We start from the raw sequence: 22,045 nt of genomic DNA, 5'->3' as shown, positions 1-22,045 counted from the left end.
GCATTGATCCGTGGACTAACGCCTTGCGGGGGATGAGATCGCCATTTCCAGATCGGTCTACTGGGGCACAGACCGATTCCGTGTCTCAACTGCTCGCATGTTCTACGGAGCCTGTTAACGGCCTTCTCCGGATGCGGTCTCCCTCGGACGGCGTGTCAAACGAGCAGACCGAACAGGTACACCCCGTAGCGGCCTACCACTGCGAGACTTTGATTGTCCGGCCCCCATGAACACGCGGTCAGTGGCCCTTCGGTGCGCACCAAGGCCACGGTGTGGTGCCTGACGGCGTCCCAGATCCGCACGGTGCGGTCACGGCTGACAGTGGCAAGCCACGCTCCGTTCGGTGTGATCGCCATCGCCGTTACACGCTCGGTGTGGCCGGGCAGCGTGGCCCGGCAGGTTCTGGACGCCAGATCCCAAAGTCGCACGGAGCAGTCTTCCGATGCGGTGGCGAGCCACGATCCGTCAGGTGCCACCACTGCCGCCGTCAGACGCTTGGTGTGACCCATCAGGCCGGCAAGGCGTGAGCCTGACGCCGAGTCCCATATCCGCAAGGAGCGGTCCTTGCTGGAAGTCGCTAACCAGGCGCCATCCGGGGCGATCGCCATCAGATGGACCGGATCGATGTGGTCGGTGAAAACGGTGGTGCAAGTCCGGGACACCACGTCCCACATCCGCACCGACCCGTCGTGACTTGCTGTGACAAGCTGCGTCCCATCCGCCGTGATCGCTACTGAGTGCACCGCTCTGGTGTGGCCCGCAAGCGTCGCAAGGCAGGTTCCGGACGCCAAGTCCCAGACTCGTGCCGTGCGGTCATCACCGACGGTGGCGAGCCGCGCTCCGTCCGGTGTGACTGCTACCGACCGCAGCTGGTGGGTGTGACCGGTGAGCGTGGCTGTACGAGTTCTTGACGCCGCGTCCCAGATGCGCACCGACCCGTTGTAACTGCCGGTGGCAAGCCGCGTCCCATCTGGCAGAACCGTCAGCAGCCAGAAGGCCCTGCCGTAGCCGGAGAAGGCGCGTTGCACGACAGAGCCGGGGTGATCGGGTGGAATCCAGCGATTCGCCAGAAGCGGATGCTGCGAAGGCTCACACTCACGCGCGGTGACCTGATCGCCCCAGTGTGGGTTGGGCTGGAGGCGACTGTAGAGGACACCGGCCAGCGCTCGGGCGGGATCTGTGGGCATGAGGAGGTGGGCCGCCTGGGCGAGGCTGAGGGCTGCCGCGCGAGCCCGAGGAGTGTCGATAAGGGTGAGATCACTCCAGGGTGCGGTGGGGCCACGCTGAGTCAGTCGAGTCTCGACCCAGCGCAGGTCGCCTGCCACGGCTTCCGCTTGGGCTGTGAGGTTCGCCGCGAGAAGGTGCTCTATGAGGTGGTCGAGCAGGTAGCCCTCTTCAAGGCTCCACCAAGCGCGTCCGGGATGGGGGGCAGTCGGCGCCAGTGGTGCGGCCGCGGGCAGCGTGGCAGCGACAGCACTCACTAGACGCGCATGCAGGGCAGTGAGTGGAGCTTCGCCGAGACGGCCGCGCAAGTAGTCACGGATGACGTCGTGCAGGCGGATGCGGCCGCCTTCATCAGGTTTGAGCATCAGCAACGACAAGCGTTCCATGGCGCGGCACAGAGCGCGTGACTGCCCTTCGGTGAGTCCACCCGTCTCACGCCACAGAAGAGCGACCAGGACGAGGGGGATGGCCTCATCCTCAGCGAAGACGGCGAGTTCGGTGAAACGGGCAGCACCGTCCGGGGGCAGCAGGGTGATCGCTGCCTCGATCGATGCCTGGACGGCTTGGCTGCGACGCTGAGGGTCGTCCAAGTCCCAGGCCCCTGCCGGCTCGTCCACGGCAACTGGCCCCAACACGCGCAGCTGTTGCAAGATCTGGGTTGCGGCAGCCGCGGGAGCAGCGCCGGTTGCCGTCTGCTCGGCGATCAGCCGGTTGGTCAGATGCAGCAGGAGGGCCCACCGTCCTGTGGTCTCCAAGAGCGCGTCGATGATGTCGGCAGGAAGTGGCGGCAGTTGCCAGGCCAACACTGCACGGGCTTGGTCAGGGGACATCTCATCGACCTTGATGGGCCGGGCGCCGAGCGGTAGCAGACTGGGATTTCGGGTGGTGACCAAGCGAACGCAGCGGCGACCACCGCGCAGGAACGGGGTTAACTGCTCGTCCTCCCAGACATCATCGAGGACCAGGAGGATACGAGGCCGCTGCTCGAGTAGGCGGCCCAGATGGTCGCCGGCCAGATTCGGATCGTCGAACTCGGTGGTGTCACCTGTGATGAACAGGGTCACTTCCGCGATCTTGGCCGCCACGGCCGCGCGGCCGCGAACATCCCGGCCGATGGTGACGGTGTAGATCCGGGAGCGAAAGCGCCGTCGGACTCGCTTATGCGCGCATACCGCGGTAGCCAAAGCCGTCTTACCGAATCCGCCGGCACCCCACAGCGACGTAGTGATTCCTACCGCGCGACCACCACGACATACCGCTGCCACTGCATCGAGAGTCTCTGAGCGAGCCACGAACCAACCTGGTACCTCCGCAGGCTGTGGGGGTGGAGGGTCGTCGCGACCAGCAGATGGGCGCCCCTGCTTCCAAGTCATTGCGCCGGCTACGGCAACGGACAGGACCACCAACACGGCCACCGAGGGCCACGATTGTCGCCGTAGACTGTCGAGCGGGCCGGGCCAATGTTCCTTTGCAGTAGCCGCGTTGGCGGCCAGCGACAACAGCGCGGCCAGCACGAGGCTCGCACCAACGAGCGCCACCATCCCAATGCGTCCCCGCACACCACACTCCCCGTGAACAGCCTCGCAGCCAGGAGACACTACCCGTACTCCCGATGCCGAACTGGTCGATGCCGCCACGAGTGCAGGTCTGTTCTTCGGTTCGCAGGCGGGCGCATCGCCCTCATACCCGCCCTACGTGTCCCGGCCGCCGACCAGGGATCCGTACACCACGTCACCCCCGGACAGCGCCGCGCTCAGCGCGCTGCGCCGGTGGATGCCCAACTTGCGGTAGCAGTGCGTCAGGTGGGTCTCGACGGTACGGCGGGCCAGATGCAGCAGATCCGCGATCTCCGCGTTGGTGCGTCCCCCCACAGCCAGTTCGGCGATGCGGCGCTCGCTGTCGGTGAGCGAGGCAGCACCGGTCCGGGTCGCCGGACGACGCGCGCCGCCCGCCCGCAGGGCCTCCTCCGCCAGGTCCCGCAGCCGTATCGCGCCCAGGCGTTCGGCGAGCCCGGCCGCCTCCCGCAGGACGTCGCGGGCGCGGGACGACTCGCCCGACGCGGTCAACTGACGGCCCAGGGCCGACAACGCCGCCACGAGCTCCGGTCCTGCCGGGCCGTCACGCAGTAGCCGTACCGCCTCCTGAGTCAGCTCCAGACCCCGGCGCCCGCCGGTCGCGGTGCCGAGGACCCGCAGTGCCCGGCCCACCGTGCGGGGCGTGTTCCACACCCGGGCCAGGCGCAGCTCCTCCTCGGCCAGGGCGAGCGCCTCGCGTGGGACACCCAGGGCCAGATGGCACTCGGCGGCTGCCGTGCGCCACGGGGTGACGACCGGGCTGAACTCCTCCCGGGCCGACTGGCGGCGCCCGCACTCCAGGAAGTCGTGCAGGGCTCCCGCCAGGTCACCGTTCGCGGCGCGCAGTTCCCCGCGCGCGTACAGGAACCGGTTCAGTTCCGAGGACTCCGGCGCCGTCCGCAAGTCGAAGCCATCGGCGAGGCGTTCGGCCTCGGCGAGGCGGCCCGTCGCCACGAGTGCCGACAGCGTGTGGGCATGGGCGTGGGTCGGGCCTGCGGCGGCGGGCGGCGGGTCGGCCAGCAGGTGCGTGTAGTCGGCCCGTGCCGCGACGATGTCCATACGGGTATTGAGCAGCGCCTCGTGCATGGGGTGCAGGATGTCGGGCCGTTGCCCGGTCAGACCGCGCTCCACCAGCCGTTCGGCCTCGTCGAGTTCGTCGGCCCACTGTGCGACCACAGCGGCCGTCCCCAGCAGGTACGGCTCGGACAGCGGGTCGGCCGGTTCCGACAACAGCCCGCGCAGGCGCAGCATCGCTTCCGTCGCCGAGCTCCGACCTGCCGTGACCGCGTATTTCACCAGGAACGCGTGACCGGCCGTGCTGATCGTCTCCGGTGCGTGCTCGGCCACCTCGGCCAGCCGCTTGTACGCCTCCTGCCGCACCAGTTGTTCCTTGTCGGACAGTTGTAAGAACGCCTGCCGCAGGATGCGTATCAGGTCGGGCCGGTCGGCGAGCGAGTCGTACAGCGAGCGCAGCACCTCGACCCCCTCGCGAGTCCGGCCGCGGCCGGTCAGCGCCGTCCCCAGGGCGACCGCGGCGCGTACTCGTTCCTGTGGCGGCCCGGGCAGCCGCAGCGCCTCGGTGAGCCTGAGGATCGCGGCCGAGGAGCCGGGCACCGCGTACTCCAATGAGCCCAGATCGGTGAGCAGGCGTTGTCTGTCCTCATCGCAGAGGGGTTCGTCCAGAGCGCGGCGCAGGAAGGCCACCGCGTCCTCGATCTGCCCCTCACGCAACGCCAGTGAAGCAGCGTCCTGAAGCACCGGCAGTGTCCAGGGCGCGCCCACCACGTCGGTGAGCAGCAGTTGACGGGCGACCAGCTCGCTACAGACACCGCGGTGCAGCATCGCCTCTGCGGTCGTCCGGTGCGCGGCACGCCGCCGGTCCGCGGGTACGCCGGTGAGCACCGCGTCCCGCAGCAGCGGATGGGCGTAGCGGGCGCGGCCCATGCCGTCGGGGCGCAGCAGTCCGAGGCCGGTCATCGCGGTGATCCAGCCCGCGACCCGGGCCGGGTCGGCGCCGGAGAGTTCGGCGAGGAGCGACGGGATGTGGAGGACGGGGACCCCTGGGCCGAGGGCGGGTCCGTGGTCCCAGCCCTCGTCCAGGATCGCCAGCGTGCGCGCCACCTCCGCGGTACCCGGCCCGGCACAGTCGAGCCACCACTGCACGGCCGCCGGAAAACCTCCCGGGTACAGCGCCGCCGAGGTGTTCGGCACGACCGGGTGAGTGCCGTCGGAGAGGTCGTCCAGCAGGGCCCGCAGCAGGAGGGGGTTGCCCGCGCCGGCCCGTACGCAGTCCTCGATCCAGGAGTCGTCGGCGTCCGGGAAGGCCGAACGGACCTCTGTCGCCGCCGAGTTGTCGGACAGCGGGGTCAGGGTGTGGGTGGTGACCAGGGCAGGGGAGAGGCTGTGGGCGAGACCCGGTGCGGGCGGGTCGACGTCGTATTGGCTGCGCTCGGTGGCCGCCAGGACGATCGGCAGCTGGTCCATGACCCGTGCGGACTCCACCAGCCAGCGGCGGGACGCCGGGTCAGCCAGATGCACATCGTCCACGGTGACCAGCACCGGCGACTGCTCCGCGTAGGAGCGCAGTACCCGTCGCAGCTCGGCGCCGATCGCCCGTTCATCGCCATCCCGGGCAGGGGCGGCGAACTCGGATACAGGACACAGTAGTTGACGGACCGTGGCGAAGGGGATGTCGGAGTCGCCGACGGAGCAGCGAGCGCGCAGCACCTGCATGCCGTGGGCGGCGGCGTCCTCGGAGGCGGCCTCCAGGACCGTGGTGCGGCCCGTGCCGGTGGCACCGCGCACCAGGACCAGGCGACCGGTGCCCGCATGAGCGCGCTCGGTCGCTGCGGCCAGCAGCTGTGCTGCTTCCCGTAGTGCACATGCCGGTCGGGACATCCCTGCCTCCTCGTGCGGACGTGAGCGTCCTCACACACGAGGACGCAGTGCGCCGGACATCGGTGGCGTGACCCCCACCGTGAGAAGAACCACCATGATCGCGCATGTGTGCGACGGAACCGGGGTGTCGCTTCCGGCATCACGTTCCCACTGTCGTGGTTCCGGTCCGGACGATCTCGTGGTCCGTGTCGTGGTGCTCCACGATTGCGCTGGTCACGAGGGTCACATGAGGGTGAACAGCCTCCGCACGCCTGTGACCCACAGGTGTGGCGGGGCCGCGGACAGGAGACAAGGTGCTCAACTCAATCCGGATGACGCACGCCGGTACGGCAGACGGCGCCGCCGTGCCGCCGTCGGCTCAGGTTCCCGTGGCGGTGCACGCCCGCGTGGTGAAACCGCGTCAGCCGAGGTGCTGGTTGCGTCCGTCGCACCACGTGACGGCGTGGACGAAGCTCCCTGAGGACGAACACCGTCTCGCCGTCGCGGTGTTGGTTGAGCGGGAACCGGAAGTACGACCACCCGCCGTGCTGCCGCAGGTGAAACCTGGCGCCAAGCCAATGGCGGAGATCGTCATGTTTGTGTCCTTGCTGCCAAATGGCAGGGCGGGCCAGGATGATCCGGTGACTCAACGGCGCGTCGTCTTCCTTGTCTATCCGCGGTTTCAGGTGCTGGACCTGGCGGGACCGCATGAGGTGTTCGCGCAGACGGAACAGTGGGTGCCCGAGGGTGAGGGCTATTCCGTAGAGATCGTCGCAGGCCGGGCCGGAGCGGTACCGGCCTGGCACGGGATCGATGTCACGGCCGGCAGTAGCGTCCAGCAGTGTGACGGACCACTGGACACGCTGGTGGTCGTCGGTGGACCGGGCGATAGGGAGGTGGTGGATGACGAAGAGCTCGTCGGCTGGCTCAAGGCTGCGGCCGGGCGCGCCCGGCGGGTCGCTTCGGTGTGTACGGGCGCGTTCCTACTCGCACGCGCAGGACTGCTCGACGGACGGCGCGCGGTGACACACTGGGCGGCCTGCGAGCGGCTGGCCCGCGACCACCCGGACGTCACGGTCACCCCGGACCAGATCTTCGTGCACGACGGGGCGGTGTGGACCTCCGCCGGAATCACGGCGGGGATGGACCTGGCGCTCGCCATGGTCGAGGAGGACCACGGACCCGAGGTCTCCCGGGCCGTCGCGCGGATGCTGGTGATGTTCGTCCAACGCTCGGGCGGACAGGCCCAGTTCAGCACCCAGCTCGCGGCGCAGCGGCCCATGCGTGAGCCGCTGCGGGCCGTTCAGGCATGGGTCACCGACCACCTCGCCGACGACCTGACCGTCCGGGTGCTCGCCGAACGGGCCAACATGAGTGAGCGCAACTTCACCCGGGTCTTCCGCGCCGAGACCGGACTCACCCCGGCCGCCTACGTGGAAACCGTCCGCCTCGAGGCCGCCCGGGCTCTTCTGGAGACGACGGACACCACCATCGACGCGATCGCTCGAGCCTGCGGCTTCGGCTTCGCCGAGACCTTGCACCGCCGCTTCAAGCGGAGCCTGGGCGTCACCCCGGGCCAGTATCGCCACCACTTTTCCAGAGCCGGGTGAAGGAGGGGCCGGCCTGGCCCTCGCGGTGAGAGCCCGAGTGTCACCGGCATGTCTCCTTCGGCGCCTGCGGGCACCGCGGGTTGCGGAGCGATGTCCTCTGCCGGCCGGACGCCGACCCGGCCGCCGGTGGGGCTGCACTTCAACGCCCGGACCTGGCACGGACAGTGCATGCAGTGCACGTGCCGGTCGCCGAGGTGGTACCCCCAGCACCTCGGTCTCACGCAGCCGCGCACACCGCACCCTCCTTCCCGCCGAGCTCTTGAAGGTGCTTGGCGACGGGGCAACCACTACGGCTGAGTAGCCAGGTCGGCATGAGTTCCGTCCAACTTTGCAAGCCGGCCCACATCGCCTGGCTGATACCACAGAAGCAGGTCATGCATGGCAGTCTCGTTAGGCTACGACGGCAGCGACGTAGCGGCAGCTCCTTTTCGGGTGCTCGGGCCACTTGAGGTGAGCGGCGAGCTGGGGGCCGTATCCGTGGCCCCGGGGCGTCAAGAGATCGTCCTCGGGGCGCTGGTGCTCGACCTGAACCGGGTGGTGGAGACGACCCGTCTGGTGGATGTCATCTGGGGTCATGATCCGCCGAAGACCGCACGCGCCCAGGTGCAGATCTGTATTTCCCGGCTCCGCAAGGCACTTTCGGACGGGGGAGTCGACGCGACCATCGAGACCCGCGCTTGCGGGTACAGCCTGAGGGCGCCGGAGGATGCGACCGACGTCGGCAATTTCCGTCGCCTGGTGGCAGAGGCGCATGCCCTGGCCCGTGATGGTATGAAGATGCCTGCGGTGGAAACGCTTCGCTCGGCGATGGGCCTGTGGCGGGGGCGGTGCCTGGCCGGTGTACCCAGCGAAGTCCTGGCCGGTACGGCGGCGCAGTGGGACGAGAGCCGCCTGGAAGCGGTGGAGACCTGCATGCGGCTGTTGCTGGAGCTTGGCCGTCACGAGCACCTGGTCTGCGAGCTGATGCAGCTGGTCGCCGACCATCCTCTGCGTGAGCGGCTGCGGGGGCACCTCATGGTGGCGTTGTACCGTTCGGGCCGGCAGGCGGAGGCGCTGGATGCCTACCACCAGGGCCGCGTGATGCTCACCGAAGAACTGGGCCTGGACCCGGGAAGGGAACTACGCGACCTGGCTCAGGCAATCCTGACCGACGACGCCGAGCTTGCACTGGCCGAACCGACCGAACCGACCGAACCGACAGCGGCCGAAGGCGCCGACGTGGCCGAACCACGGTCTCTCGTGGCGACGCCGCTCTCTGAGGCGGTGCAAGAGCGTAGTGCCGATCCCGACCCGGTCGTCATCCCAAGGCAACTTCCCGCCGACATCGGCGACCTCGTAGCCGACGACACCATCGTTTCAGCGGTCTGCGACGCCGTCACCGAGGGACAGGAGATGGGGTACCTGAACGTGGTCCTGGTGCTTGGCAGACCTGGTGTCGGCAAAAGCACGTTGGCCAGGCACGTGGCGCACCGACTCGCAGGTGAGCACTTCCCGGACGGACAGCTCTACTGCGACCTCCGTGGGCCGGGCGGACAACTGGTGGGCCCCGCTGAGGCGTTGGGGCGGTTTCTCCGAGCGCTGGGCGTACCAGGCCATGCCATCCCCGATGCGCTTGATGAGCGCGCGGAGATGTACCGCAGTCTGCTGGCCGACCGCCGGATCCTGGTGTTGCTGGACGACGCGGTGAGCGAGTCGCAGGTGATGCCGCTGCTGCCCGGTACTTGCAGCAGTGGCGTGCTGGTCACCAGCCGTGGCCAGCTCACGGCGTTGCCGGGCACATGCCGGTTCGACTTGGAGCCGCTGAGCTCGGAACTGGCCGTCCAGCTCCTGGAGCGGATCATTGGAGAGCGCCGTGTGGAGAGCGAGTGGGAGGCAGCGCGGGCCCTCATCCGCTTGGTGGGAGGGCTGCCCCTCGCACTGCGTATCATCGGCGCGCGCCTGGCCGCGCGCCCGCACTGGTCACTCACCTCCATGCGGCAGCGGCTTGAGAACGAGCAGCGCTTGTTGGACGAGCTGGCACACGGCGAGCTGTCGATCCGGGCAAGTCTGTCGCTCAGCTACGACGGCCTGGCGGCGCCCGACCGTCGCCTGTTGTGCCTCCTCAGCCTGGCCGAGGGGACGGAGATTCCGAGCTGGCTGGGTGCCGCGCTCATCGACGACCGCACGCAGCACCCCACTGATTTGCTGGAACCGCTCATCGACATGCGGCTCCTCGATATCAGCGTCATGGACCAGGGCGGGGGAGTCCGATATGGACTGTCGCAGATCGTGCGGATGTTCGCGCACGAGCGGCTGCTCGAGGAGATTCCCGAGGCAGAGCGCGCCGGAGCGGTGCGGCGTATGGTCGGTGGCTGGATGGCGCTGGCGGAGAGGGCGCGCAAGGAGATCTACGGTGGTACGTACACCATCGTCGCGGGTCGGGGTGAACGGTGGCATCCGCCGGAGGATCAAGTCCAGCGGTGCCGCCGCGACCCGCTCGGGTGGCTGGAGAGCGAGCAGAACAATCTGGTGAACGCCGTCGAGTTGGCGGCTCGGTCCGGGCTCGACGAGTTGTGCTGGGAGCTGGCCACGACTCTGGTGACGCTCTTCGAGGCCCGTGGCTGTCCCGAACTCTGGGAGCGCACACATCTGGTGGCGCTGACCGCGGTACAGGAGGCCGGAAACGAACGGGGCCAGGCCGCGGTACTCGGCTCGTTGGGGACCCTGCACCTGTACCGGGGCGAGAATGAAGCAGCAGCCCCTTACCTCACCTCCGCCCTGGAGATCTTCGAGCGGATTGGTGACGTGCGTGGTCAGGCGCTTTGCCTGCGCGATCTGGCGCGCGTCGAGCGGCGCCACGGTGACGACGATCGGGCACTGGTTCTCTACGGGAGCGCCGAGCGCCACTTCGTGCGGGTGCAGGACGCCATTGGCCGGGCGTACGTGCTGGGCGAGATGGCACACATCATGACGCGGCGTGCGGACTTCGCGCGAACCCGTTCGTACCTGGACGAGGCTCTCGGGATCTGCCGCGCGGCCGGCTTCGACCGGGGCCAGGCCCTCGCACTGCGACGGCTGGGTCAAATGCTGATGCACCAGCAGCGGTACGAGGCGGCGGAACGAACCCTGCTCGAGGTCCTCGCCATGGTCGCGGCGAGCGGCGACCTGGTCGGAGAGGGGTATGTGCTGCACGACCTCGGCCGGGTCAATGCCCACCTGCGTCGCATGGAACAGGCCGTCCAGTACTACTCGCGATCGGCCAGGATTCGGGAGCGGGTCTTGGACCACAGCGGGGCCGCTGCGGTCCGGGCCGACATCGTTGTCGCCCTCGGTAGCGCTACTGGGGCTTTGCGTGAGCGAGATCTGTCCGGGTTCGTCAAGTGAGGCCGAGGGCCGGCAGGGGTGCCGGTGGTAGCGGCGGACGGCGGCCGCGATGTCGGTCCGGCCCGGCCTGGCGCAGCCGGTGCCGACCTCGCGGAAGGGGCGGTCCGTCGCGTACGTGGTGCCGGAGGGTCTCGATGCCCCAGTGGCCTCTGATCCAGGTGGCGAGCTCGGCGTAGGTGGCATCGAAGACGCGCAGGATGGTGATTAGGTAGGCGCGCACTCGATCGTCAGTTTCTCGGTGCTCATCTCGCGTCGCCACCGCACGACTTGGATCATCGCGGCCGGCAACCGGACTGCCGGGCCGTCCTGGTCCGCGAGCCGCACACCAACTTGCCGTCGACCACGATGACCTGCCGCCCTTGCCGATTCCCGTCCGGCGACGGTGCGGGCGCGGCTCTGGTCGGCGGGTACGCGCTGATCGCCGCGTCCAGTACCTCTGTGTCGACACGGTGCGGCAGACGCCGCACGGCGGCCGCGTGCGGCGCCGACTGCAGCCCGGACGGGTCAAGGTCGAAGTCGAGGACGTTCAGTACGTGTTGCGGGGCATCCGTGATCCGCTCGCTGATCGCGATGAGTGAGCGGTCCCCGGTCAGTACCGCCGTGATGGCCGCGCACAGCAAGGCGAGGGGCAGGGTACTTCCGCCCCTGAGCACGACGGGAGTCGCCGCGGCACCCGGCAGCTCCTCGATGGCCATCGCAGTGAACCCTCCCTTCGTCACCTGCATCAGGGCGTTGCTGAAGTCGGCGTGAATCAGCTGCTTATCGCGGTCACATGCTCACGCTATCGCCGTCTTATCCCGGCCTCGTTCCGCCGTGGATGTGCTGTGATGCCGGGCCGATAGGGCGACACCGGAGATTGGGTCATGCCGACCTCGGCGCCCCTTCGGGGGGATGGCCCTCAAGGAGTGGTCCGAATGACCGTAGCGACCCGGGACGCAGTGACGCCTGCCGCGTTCGGCGTCCCGGAAACCGAATCACAGCGCAGCAAAAAGGAACCCGCGACAGCAGCGGTAGACCATGTCAGGGATTTCCTGCGGAAGAAGAAGGAACCGGGGCGTGCGCTCCAGGGCCTCTCTTTGACCGTGGCTCAGGGGAAGGTGCACGGTCGATGACGATGGACGCGGAGTTCTACTCCCGGGTTGCCGAGCGGTTCGGCGGGTACTTCAGCGATGCGCGGAGCACCGACGTATTCGCCGACGGCCGCCCGGACGCCGTCTTCGATGAACTGGTGAATGCGCTGGGAACTTCGGACGCCCGACTGCTGGATGTCGGCTGCGCCGACGGGCGTAGTTTGCTGCGCATCTCTCGTGCGTACGGCGCCGTAACCGGTATAGATCTGTCGCCGTCGATGCTGGAATGCGCCGCGCGCCATCTGGCGGATTCAGGTCTGTCGCATGTCACGTTCGAGCTGTGCGATGCCGCCCACACGGGCCTGCCTGATGGGTACGCCGATGTGGTCACTTCCCGTCGCGGACCGCTGATAACCCGTGAGTTCGAGCGGGTGCTGCGCCCAGGTGGAGTCGTGGTGTACATGGGGATCGGCGAGCAGGATGCGCGCGAGCTGAAGGAAACCTTCGGCCGTGGCCAGAACTTCGACAGCTGGAACGCCAGGCCCTTGTCTGAGGAGATTGCCAAAGAACTCTCCGACGCAGGCTTCATTGTGACGCTAAACCAAGCGTTCCGGTTCGAGGAGTTCTACCACTCGGCGAGCGATCTGGATACGTTTTTGCATCAAGTGCCGATCGTCGAAAACTACGATTCTGAGGCGGACAAGGAGGCATTCGATGGATATGTCACCGCGGTGACCGCCAGTCAGGGCGTCCGGCTGAGTCGGCATTGGTTCGTAGTACAGGCGCAGAAGCCGGCTCGCGTCGAGTCGTCCCACTCATAGGAACGGTGCACCATGGCGCAGGATCTCGTAGTCAACGAAATCTTCGGTCCGACCGTCCAGGGCGAGGGGCAGTCCCTGGGACGCAGGTGCGCGTTCCTGCGACTCGGTGGGTGCAACCTGTCGTGCTCGTGGTGCGATACGCCATACACGTGGGACTGGACCGGAGCCGGGGACAGCGGGGTCGCCCACGATCCGCGCAAGGAGCTGCACCGCCGCCCCGTCGAAGATGTCGTCGCGGAATTGCTCGAATTCAACACCGGCCTGATCGTGATCTCGGGTGGTGAGCCCTTGGGGCAACAGGAGCGGCTGATTCCCCTGGTGACAGCGCTGACCGAACGCGGTAGAGAGATTGAGATCGAGACGAACGGGACGCACGCTGCGCACCCCGAACTCATCGCCGCCGGCGTCAGGTTCAACGTCTCGCCGAAGCTTTCGCACTCCGGTGACACCCTGCAGCGCAGGATCGTCCCTGATGCTCTGAAAAGCCTCTCGGCGCTGCCTGGAAGCACGTTCAAGTTCGTCTGCCAGAACATTCGCGATCTCGACGAGGTGGCGGAGATAGTCGCTGCCTGCAATCTGACCTCGGTGTGGATCATGCCGATCGGGCGTACCGCCGACGATGTCACAAAACACATGAGCGAGTTGGCTGATGCAGTGGTAGAGCGCGGCTGGAATCTGACAACCAGGCTGCACACCCTGCTATGGGGCGACAAGCGTGCCGTCTGAGTCACGGGAAATGCAAGAAGAGGGGATGCACATCGATGGCATTTCGCATCACGAAGAAGTTTGAATTCTCGGCCAGTCATCAGCTCTCTGGTCTCGCTCCTGAACACCAGTGTGCCCGAATGCACGGGCACAACTATGTGATCGAGCTGGAGCTTGAAGCCGATGACAAGGGTCTGACGCCCGTGGGCTTCGTTCGAGACTACGGAGATCTGTCCGCATTCAAGGTCTGGCTCGACAAACACCTTGATCATCGGCACCTGAACGATGTGATGGACGAAAATCCGACGGCTGAGAACATGGCGGTCTGGGTCTACAGGACATGGTCGATGGAGTTCTCCGAGTTGACCTGCGTGCGCGTCTCAGAAACTCCCAAGACTTGGGCCGAGTACCGGCCGTGAGGTCCGAAACATCAGAGCCCGGACGAAAGGTGGCCGCATGTCGGTGACGAAAATGGACCTTGACGGTGACCCCTCGGCGTCGAGGACGACTGAGGACCCGCTGGTCGAACTCGCCCGCCAACTGCTGAAGGAGATCGGCGAGGACCCGAATCGCGATGGACTGCGCGACACGCCGGCGCGGTTCGCCCGCTGGTGGCGCGAGTTCATCAACTACGACCCGGGTTCGCTGGGAACGCTTTTCGAGTCCGTCGGCACGAGTCAGATGGTGGTCGTCTCGGACATTCGAGTCTGGTCGCTGTGTGAACATCACCTTCTGCCGTTCAACTGCTCCGTGACCATCGCGTACCGCCCGACGGGGCAACTGCTCGGTCTGTCGAAGTTCGCCAGGGTCGCCCACCAGTACGCGCACAAGCTGCAGGTCCAGGAGCGCCTCGTGGACCAGATCGCGCTCGAGATCAGCACCCTCAGCGGCACCCCGGACGTGGCGGTCATAGCGAAGGGCGAGCACCTTTGCATGTCGATGCGCGGCATCAAGGCTCCTGCGCAGATGACATCGACCGCATACCGCGGGGAGTTCGGCACGGATGCCGGGCTTCGGGGCGAGCTGTTCGACCTGCTCCGGGCGTGACGAGCTGTCCGACTCCGCAAGCGAGTCGCGGTCGTACCGCCGTGCTGGTCGATCGCGGCCGACGGGGTCGACACACCTGCGCATCCGGTCCGCTCGACATCAAAGGACAACGATGGACGTAAATGATTCCTCGACGCCGGCGGAAGCGGTTCGGCTGCGTCCCGTGCTGGACGCCGACCGGCTGGTGGCCGACCTCATGACCGCGCGTGACCACCTGTGGAGCGAGCAGAGCTCGTACACCAACGGGCGAGTGTCCAGGTGGGCCGGACAGGACTGGCGCTGCCTCTCGGTGCGCAGCCCGGGTGGTGACAAGACACGTACCGACCCGGGAGGCCCAGGCGGTGCGGAGTTCGCCGACACCGAGTGGCTGGACCACATGCCGTACGTGCGGGAGGTCCTGCGCTCGATTCCCGGGCCCCTCTACGCAGCCCGATTCATGGACCTTGGACCCGGCGTCGTCGGATACCCCCATTCCGATCCCAAGTTCGCCCCGGACTGGGGTATGGCCCGGCTGCACATCCCGGTCATCACCCACGTGGAAGCCTCGCTGGACCTTGACGGAGGGATCTATCGCTGGCAGCCCGGTGAGTTCTGGTTCGGCGACTTCAGCCGCAAGCACCAGATCCAGAACCTCGGCCCCGAGCACCGGGTGCACCTCGTCGTGGATGTGCTCGTCACGCCGGAGCTCGCACAACTGTTCCCGGCCGACTGGGCCGACTACTTCAACGGCTCGGATGTGCTCTACAACCGCCCGACGGTGGCCACGACCGACCGAGAGCGGGAAGCTGCGCGGTGCACGTTCGACGCGCCGGCGCACCTGCTGGAGATAGAGGTGTTCGGTTCGCTCACCGGCCCGCAGCCGCAGGCCACCTTCAGCATCGTGGACACCGGCACGGGCCTTGCCATTCGATCTCCCGAGGACCACCTCTTCCCGTTGGTGGCCCTCGGCGGACACGAGTACCGCCTGGTCGGGTGGAGCGAGGAGCGAACCGTCACCACGAGGCTGGACGGTCCGCGGCCCGAAGTCGAGCTCACCTACCGCAAGGGCCACCGCTCGACCCAGCTGGCCGTCCCGGCCACGCCGGCGCCGTGACGGACGCCCGCACGTCCGCCGGGAGGCGTCGTATGCCGAAAACTGTCGCAATCGTGTCCGGCGGCCTGGACTCGGTCACCATGGCCTACCACCTCCAGGCGCAAGGACACGCACTCCACCTGCTGTCCGTGAACTACGGCCAGCGTCATCTCGTCGAGCACGAATTCGCCGAGAAGGCGGCCCGATCGCTCGGGGTGCCGCATGACATCGTCGATCTCAGCCCCGTCGGCAAGCTCCTGAGCGGCTCGTCACTCACCGACCCGACCGTCGACGTGCCGGACCACAAGAGTCAGTCGTCCGGCGGAAGCCCGAACGTCGTACCCAACCGCAATGCCCTTCTGCTGTCCGTCGCCTTCGCGGTCGCCGTCGCCGAGAAGGCACAAGCGGTGGCCGTCGGGGTGGTCGACGACCTGCAGGCCGCGCCCGACAGCAATGCCGCGTTCATCGATTCCTTCCTCGCCATGGAGCGGATCGCGACCCGCGGATACGCGCACCCCGACCTGACCCTGACAGCGCCGCTGGTCAGGCTGCGCAAGAGCGACGTGGTGTCGCTCGGCGAGGAACTCGGCGTCCCCTGGACCGAGACCTGGAGCTGCTTTCGTGGCGACGCGCTGCAGTGCGGCCGGTGCGCCGCGTGCCGGGAGCGGCAGGAAGCGTTCCGGGACGCCGGCGTGACCGACCCGACGAACTACCAGACCAGCGATACGAAGGAGCTGCGATGACCGACACCTTTCCCGTGCTCGACCTGCGTGACGCCGCAGGGCCGGAAGAAACCCGGGCAGGCTTCCTGAACCGGTTGCGCAAGGCCATCCACGAGGTCGGCTTCTTCCAGCTCGTCGGCCACGGTGTCGAGGACGCCGACGACATGCTCGAGCTGGCCCGTCGGTTCTTCGCCCTGCCCGAGGCCGATCGGCTCGCGCTGAACATCCTCGACTCGCCGCTGTTCCGCGGCTACTCCGAACTCGGCCGCGAACACACCAAGGGCATCCCCGACCAGCGCCAGCAGCTGGACATCGGCCCGGAGCAGCCCGCGAGGACGTCCGCGCCCGGCGATCCCGCCTACCGGTGCCTCATCGGCCCGAACGAGTGGCCCGAGGCGATGCCCGAGCTGCGCCTGGCCATCGAGTCATGGATCGCCCGGCTGACCGATCTGTCCCATCGACTGCTACGGCTGATGCTCGAGTCGCTGGACGCGCCCGCCGGGTTCCTGGACGACGTGGTCGATCCGGATCCGCAGATCCACCTCAAACTCCTGCACTACCCCGGTCCCGCGCACGCGAGCGAGGACGCCGACGAGGGCCAGGGGACCGGCATACACAACGATCTCGGGCTGCTCACCCTGCTCGTCCAGGACGGCAACGGCGGCCTCCAGGTCGCGGTCGAGGACGGCAAGTTCGCCGACGTGCCGGTGATCCCGGGGGCGTTCGTGGTCAACCTGGGAGAGCTGCTGGAGGTGGCGACGAGGGGCTACGTGCGTGCCACCCTGCATCGGGTGGTCCGGCCGGCTCCGGGCGTCAACCGTTACTCCATTCCCTTCTTCTTCAATCCTCGGCTGGACGCCACGATGCAGCCATTGCCCAGCCCGTATGTCGAGGGCGCCGGGGGAGTCATCGACGTTGTCGGCAACCCGCTGTTCGCCCTGTACGGCGACAACGTCATGAAGGGGCTGATCCGCTCCTTCCCCGACATCGTTGCCCGGCACCACCCGAACCTGGCCGTGGTAGCCGGGTCCAGGAGTTCCTGACACCGGGCGGCCGAGCACATCCTCACCGCCCGGCTCGAGCGGGGTCGGGCCTGGCGGGGGCGGCGTCGCCGGCCGGTCCGACGGGAACCGAACGAACGTGAGACAGGGCGAATTTCATGAGAATCAACCTTCTCGGGCCGCTCCAGGCCTACGGGGACGATCACCGCGTCGAGATGGCGCCGGCCGCCCAGAAAGTACGGCAGACGCTGGCCATGCTCGTGCTGAACGCGGGCCGGGTGGTGCCCTTCGAGCAACTCATGGACGAGCTGTGGAACGACAACCCGCCGGCCAGCGCGCACACCGCGCTGCAGACGTATGTGTACCAGCTCAGGAAGCGGTTCTCCCTCGGCAATCCGAGGAGTGGCGGCGCGGTACGGGCGGCCGGGCCGCTGCTGGGCACGGTCGACGGCGGCTACCAACTGTCGCTGCCCGCCGATCACGTGGACGTCTTCCGGTGCGAGCCGTTGCTCGCCCGTGCCCGGGCGGAGTTCCGTGACGAGGACTTCGCCCGGGCCCGTGACACGGCCGTGGCGGCGCTGCAGCTGTGGCGGGACGATGCCCTGGTGGACGTACGCAAGGGGCCCACGCTGAACGCCGAGGCGGTCCGCCTGAAGGAGCTGCGTACCAGCGCACACCACCTACGGATCGAATCCGAGCTGCACCTCGGTCGGCACCACGAGGTGCTCGGCGAACTCACGTCGATGGCCGGGCGGGAACCGACGGACGAGCGGGCCCAGGGCAATCTGATGACGGCTCTCTACCGCATGGACCGGCGGGCGGAGGCGCTCCAGGTCTACCGGCGGACACGCGAGCGGATCGCCACCGAGCTGGGTCTCGACCCTTCGCCCCAACTCCAGGCCCTGCACACGGCTGTGCTCACGTCGGACGAGGCGCTGCTGCGTCCTGGCGGCCGGCCCACGGCCGTGACCGCCGCCACCCGGGCGCCCTGCCATCTGCCCGCCCCACGCGAGCGGCTGACCGGACGTGCCGGCCAGTTGGCGCGCCTCACGACGGTGCTGGCCGGCCGGGCGCGGGAGGACCGGCCGGTCGTGATCGTGGGGGGCGCCCCCGGCACGGGGAAGAGTGAGCTGTGTCTGCACGCCGCGCATCAGGTGAGCGTTCACTATCCGGACGGGCGGCTCTACGCGCGTCTCCGTGACGGCGCCGGCCGGCGGGTGCGTCCCGCCGAGATCCTTCGCTCGTTCCTGCGTGGACTCGGCGCGACGGAGGAGCAGTTGCGACTGGGCACGACCGACCTGAGCCTGCTGTTCCGTACCTGGACCGCCGATCTGCGCGTCCTGGTGGTGCTCGACGACGTGTGCGACGTACGGGACTTGACGCCGCTGCTGCCGTCCGGCGCCGGCTGCGGCGTGGTGATCGGCAGCCGACGGCGGCTGTTCGTGTCCACGTCGGCCCTCCACGTCGAACTGGCCGGACTGCCCTTCGACGATTGTCTGCACCTGCTGGCATCCTCAGTGCCGGGACATCCGATCGCCACGGACCCGGCGGGGCTGCGACGGCTGGCCGGGTTGTGCCGGGGACTGCCGGGCGCGCTCTTCGCGGTCGCGTCGCAGTTACGCCGCCGCCCGCACTGGACGGCCCGGCAGGCCACTGCGTGGGTCCTCGGGTCCGGGGGCGCCGACAGCGACCCGCTGGGCGTGCGGGCCGGATTGGACCGGACGCTCGCGACGCTGCCCGCCGAGTCTCGGTCCCTGGCGTACGCGCTGTTGTCTCCCGGTGTCCCCGATCGGCTCACGCCGGCGCTTGCCGCCGGGGCCCTGGGGGTCAGCGACCAGCGGGCCGAGGACCTGCTGGAGGAGTTGGCGGAGAGCTACCTGCTGCGCGCGCGGCACCCGTGTGTGAACGGCCGGTTCTCCTACGAATGGGAGCCAGGCATACGCCCGTTCGCGACGCTGCCGACTAGCGCGCCGGTGATGTGCTCCGCCTGACGGTCACGCTCCAGGAAGTTCCTGACCCGTGACCCTCGTCGGCCTCCAGGTCAGTCCAGCAGCCACTCGGCGGCGTTGATGCCACCCACCACGTACTTGTTGTGCTTGGCCAGGAAATCCGCCGATCGGGTCCGGTTGTACTCGCGCACAGCACTGTCCTGCGCCTCGAACGGCCGGTCCACGCCGACGAACACGCTGTAGAGCGGGGTGGGCTGGCCTCCTCGGCGCATCTTGGCCTCGTAAGTGTTGATGCCCAGGTGGATGCTGGAGACCCTGCGGCCCACACCGGCAGCAATCTGGTGGTAGAACATCAAGTTGTAGTAGTCGTCGGCGTTGGGCACCGAGTAGTCGAACCCGGCGGCTCGGGCGTACAGCATGTCGCCCTGCCGGTAGCGCAGCACGAAACCGACAGTCTTTCCGTTCTCCCGGCAGAGCAGCACAGAGCTGTTATCGCCGAGGAAACGGCTCTGCCGATCGAAGATGGATACCGCGCGCTCCTCGTCGTGCGCGGCGTGCCCGTACTTCTGCATGAGCGCGCTGTTCAGCGGAGCGATCTCCTTGACCACCTCAGGCAGCGGCAGCTCGGTCACCTCTCGCCCGCTCTCCCGGAATCTGCGCAGCTCGCGGCGAACGCGCTGCCCCCGGCCGGCGGGCAGCCAGTCGACGTACTCGTCGAAGTCCGCCCACAAGCCGATTGGCATCTTGGTCTCAACGTTGTGCAGGAGCATTACTGCTCCGTCCGAGGCGTGAGCCTTCGTCAACTCGCGTGCGGTCTCCAGCGGTAGATAGCAGTAGGCCAGCACGCTCGAGTCCGCTTGCTCAGCCAACCGCAACGCTTCCCTGGTGAGTTGGCTGAGGGCCGACTCCCGCTGCTCGGCTGAGGCGTTGACGTGCCCGGGCACCTGTCCGCGGAACTCGGACCAGCCCGTCGCGATGGATATCGGCCTCGTGTTCAGATGGGCCGCTCGCTCGTCACCGATTACCTCGCCCAGCACGTCCCCAGGGGCATAGAGATCGTGCGGCGCGTTGGCGAAGCAGTACACCTCGAGGCCCGCAACCGGGGTGCCGTCGCTGTCGCGTGCCAGCAGGTAGCGGGCGTGCGCTTCGGGTGGTAGTGCCTCCTCGCGCACTCCCACGAATCCGCTGGTGGAATAGATGTTGGAACCGACCGTGAGCGTGTCCCAGTCAGCGGCAGGCAACTCCGCGAAGGAGTCATAGGCCGAGACAGACATAGAAATCTCCTGTGGCGAGGGGGATGGGGCGGGCGGCGAGTGCCGGGATGGATCGCTGGGCGCCAGCGCCAGTCAGCAAGTTCAGGTTGCTGCCACCGGTGTGGACGAGTGCGAGCGTGGAACGCCGGATGGAGGGCTCGTGCATCCAACGGCCACAGTCGGCCTCGGGCCGAGGTCGTCATTTAGTGGGGACGATAGGAGCTGCGCCTCAAGCGCGGTTCAAGTCGGCTTACAGCGCGGACCCGTGCCGGTCCGGCTACCGGTCCGTGTACAGACCCGCTGGCAGTTGGCCTCAGCAGTACGGCTCCCAGAGCTCGTACTCCAGGGCGTCGGAAACCGCGGGTGAGGAGTCGCGCAGGCGGGTGAGCAGGGCGCGGTTGTGCTCGTGGATCTCCTCGTCGTATCCGGCCAGCGGGCTGTCCTCGGACAGGTCCAGCAGCCACAGCGGCCGGAGCTTCGCACCGCGCAGTGCCTTTCCTTCCGCGGTCTCGGTGCCCGCGTGAATCCGGCGCGCTCCCGGGAGCCGCGCCGCCATGTAGTAGGTGAGGTTGAAGTACTCGGCGGCCGAGGCGAGTCGGTCGTGGTCGAGGCCGAGCCCCCGCAGGTACACGGTGTCGTCCCAGCGGTAGTACAGGCAGAAGCCGACCGGCGGTTCGCCGGGGCGCGAGCACAGCACCACTTCGGCGCGCGAACCGGCGAGTTCACCCTGCTGGCGGAAGGACTCGGCCATCGGGGCGACATCGACAGTTCTGCCATAGCGCAGTAGCGAACGGGCCAGCAGCCGGGCGACGTCCTGCCAGGACTCGGCGAGCGTCCGGTGCTCCATCTCGTATCCGGCCCTCTCGAACTTTCGTATCTCGCTGCGGATACGGCGGGCCCGGTGCGCCGACAGCGACTCCAACCAGGCGTGGTAGCCGCCGGGCGGGATCTCGATCCAGGCGTCGGTCGTCAGCGCGACCGGGGCGGTCCGCACCCCCGCCGCGCGCAGCGCCCCCACGTCCTCGGTGGTCAGGTACATCGCCACGCGGGCGATCTTCGACTCCTCGTGCAGGGGGGAGCGCAACGCGCGGACCGCTTCGAGCACCTCGGCGGCGGCCTCGGTCCGATCGGCTCCCTCGCCGGTCAGCAGGTGCGCCAGGTAGCCGCGGCGCTGGCCGATGAGCAGGCCGCCCGGCTCGGGCGTCGGCAGGCCGCGCGCGGCAAGCAGGTCGTGCCACCGCAGGTCTGGGGTGGGCTCTTCGGTCACCGCCGCCACGGGGACCGCGGCCCGGCCGCCGCCCGGGGTCTCCACGTGCAATCCGCCGGAGACCGCCCCGGGCTCGAGGGCGCACACTCGCAGCCACATCGCCGACGAGTAGAACCTGCCGCCGGCGAGGCGGTCCCACTCGGTGTCCCCGAGGCCGCCGATGGCGTCGGCGAAAGTGTCCGTCGTGGCGGGCAATTGAGCCTCCCATGCTGAGTGTGCCGAACTTTGGCCGGCCGGCCATGGCGGCCGCGGCGGGGTTGGCGGGCTCGCCGGGGGCGTACGGAACCGCCGCGGGCCTGGCCCGCACAGCGTTCCCCCGTGGTTGCAGAACTGTTCTTCTTCCGCTGTTCGGTCATTCCAGTCTTAACACAGATGTTCAGTGTCCACGGGGGCCGTTGGTCGACAATTGAGCCGCAATTGAGTCGCACTGCGAACCGGGGTGAAATGGTGCCCCCTGCGGGCCGAGGGGCCCAGTCACCATCGAGCAGGG

At 68.1% G+C, this 22,045-nt stretch carries 16 protein-coding genes; 11 read left to right on the top strand and 5 right to left on the bottom strand.

From position 1 onward, the window contains the following. Positions 1–155: 155 nt before the first annotated feature. Together ACWGDB_RS07250 and ACWGDB_RS07245 are read right to left on the bottom strand one after the other, a co-directional pair. Complete coding sequence (locus ACWGDB_RS07250) at positions 156–2,597, bottom strand: NB-ARC domain-containing protein (RefSeq protein ID WP_453821642.1); 2,442 nt, start codon at positions 2,595–2,597, stop codon at positions 156–158. A 318-nt stretch (positions 2,598–2,915) separates the two neighbouring features. Next, positions 2,916–5,696, bottom strand: coding sequence for an AAA family ATPase (locus ACWGDB_RS07245; protein WP_453821503.1), 2,781 nt, complete (start codon positions 5,694–5,696; stop codon positions 2,916–2,918). A 311-nt stretch (positions 5,697–6,007) separates the two neighbouring features. Here ACWGDB_RS07245 and ACWGDB_RS07240 point away from each other — a divergent pair, with 311 nt between their 5' ends. Then, on the top strand, positions 6,008–7,285 hold the full coding sequence (locus ACWGDB_RS07240; RefSeq protein WP_453821502.1) for a GlxA family transcriptional regulator: 1,278 nt from the start codon (positions 6,008–6,010) through the stop codon (positions 7,283–7,285). A gap of 378 nt (positions 7,286–7,663) precedes the next feature. Next, positions 7,664–10,648: an AfsR/SARP family transcriptional regulator gene (locus tag ACWGDB_RS07235; protein ID WP_453821501.1), complete on the top strand. Its 2,985-nt coding sequence runs from the start codon at positions 7,664–7,666 to the stop codon at positions 10,646–10,648. Positions 10,649–10,920: 272 nt separating this feature from the next. Here the strand turns inward: ACWGDB_RS07235 and ACWGDB_RS07230 are convergent, their stop codons facing one another. Further along, positions 10,921–11,343, bottom strand: coding sequence for a hypothetical protein (locus ACWGDB_RS07230; RefSeq protein WP_453821500.1), 423 nt, complete (start codon positions 11,341–11,343; stop codon positions 10,921–10,923). Positions 11,344–11,562: 219 nt separating this feature from the next. On the opposite strand from ACWGDB_RS07230, the gene ACWGDB_RS07225 reads away from it, so the two are divergent. From ACWGDB_RS07225 to ACWGDB_RS07185, 9 genes are all read left to right on the top strand, one after another. After that, positions 11,563–11,760 (top strand): hypothetical protein, encoded by a 198-nt coding sequence (locus tag ACWGDB_RS07225; RefSeq protein ID WP_453821499.1) that lies wholly within the window; start codon positions 11,563–11,565, stop codon positions 11,758–11,760. Continuing rightward, complete coding sequence (locus ACWGDB_RS07220) at positions 11,757–12,539, top strand: class I SAM-dependent methyltransferase (protein ID WP_453821498.1); 783 nt, start codon at positions 11,757–11,759, stop codon at positions 12,537–12,539. Before ACWGDB_RS07225 ends, ACWGDB_RS07220 begins: the two co-directional genes overlap by 4 nt. A gap of 12 nt (positions 12,540–12,551) precedes the next feature. Beyond that, positions 12,552–13,265 carry a 7-carboxy-7-deazaguanine synthase QueE gene (locus ACWGDB_RS07215; protein ID WP_453821497.1) on the top strand — a complete coding sequence of 238 codons (714 nt, stop codon included), beginning with the start codon at positions 12,552–12,554 and terminating at the stop codon, positions 13,263–13,265. Positions 13,266–13,300: 35 nt separating this feature from the next. Continuing rightward, the gene (locus ACWGDB_RS07210; RefSeq protein ID WP_453821496.1) at positions 13,301–13,663 is read left to right on the top strand and encodes a 6-pyruvoyl trahydropterin synthase family protein; all 363 of its coding nucleotides are present in this window, start codon (positions 13,301–13,303) and stop codon (positions 13,661–13,663) included. A gap of 37 nt (positions 13,664–13,700) precedes the next feature. Next, positions 13,701–14,291, top strand: a complete 591-nt coding sequence (gene folE / locus ACWGDB_RS07205) for a GTP cyclohydrolase I (protein WP_453821495.1) — start codon at positions 13,701–13,703, stop codon at positions 14,289–14,291. 112 nt (positions 14,292–14,403) lie between these two features. Then, positions 14,404–15,384, top strand: a complete 981-nt coding sequence (locus ACWGDB_RS07200; protein WP_453821494.1) for an aspartyl/asparaginyl beta-hydroxylase domain-containing protein — start codon at positions 14,404–14,406, stop codon at positions 15,382–15,384. A 32-nt stretch (positions 15,385–15,416) separates the two neighbouring features. Continuing rightward, the gene (gene queC / locus ACWGDB_RS07195; RefSeq protein ID WP_453821493.1) at positions 15,417–16,106 is read left to right on the top strand and encodes a 7-cyano-7-deazaguanine synthase QueC; all 690 of its coding nucleotides are present in this window, start codon (positions 15,417–15,419) and stop codon (positions 16,104–16,106) included. After that, complete coding sequence (locus tag ACWGDB_RS07190) at positions 16,103–17,128, top strand: isopenicillin N synthase family dioxygenase (RefSeq protein WP_453821492.1); 1,026 nt, start codon at positions 16,103–16,105, stop codon at positions 17,126–17,128. The genes queC and ACWGDB_RS07190 overlap by 4 nt, the downstream gene beginning before the upstream one ends. A gap of 116 nt (positions 17,129–17,244) precedes the next feature. Further along, a complete protein-coding gene (locus tag ACWGDB_RS07185) occupies positions 17,245–19,077 on the top strand; it encodes a BTAD domain-containing putative transcriptional regulator (protein ID WP_453821491.1) in 1,833 nt (610 codons plus the stop codon). A 50-nt stretch (positions 19,078–19,127) separates the two neighbouring features. On the opposite strand, the gene ACWGDB_RS07180 is transcribed toward ACWGDB_RS07185, so the two are convergent. Both ACWGDB_RS07180 and ACWGDB_RS07175 read right to left on the bottom strand, forming a co-directional pair. Further along, positions 19,128–20,309, bottom strand: a complete 1,182-nt coding sequence (locus ACWGDB_RS07180; protein ID WP_453821490.1) for a GNAT family N-acetyltransferase — start codon at positions 20,307–20,309, stop codon at positions 19,128–19,130. Between the two features lie 292 nt (positions 20,310–20,601). After that, the gene (locus tag ACWGDB_RS07175; protein WP_453821489.1) at positions 20,602–21,750 is read right to left on the bottom strand and encodes a GNAT family N-acetyltransferase; all 1,149 of its coding nucleotides are present in this window, start codon (positions 21,748–21,750) and stop codon (positions 20,602–20,604) included. Positions 21,751–22,045 lie beyond the last annotated feature (295 nt).

The organism is Streptomyces sp. NPDC055013 (assembly GCF_053608645.1).
This window is presented reverse-complemented; position numbering and strand designations above follow the sequence as displayed.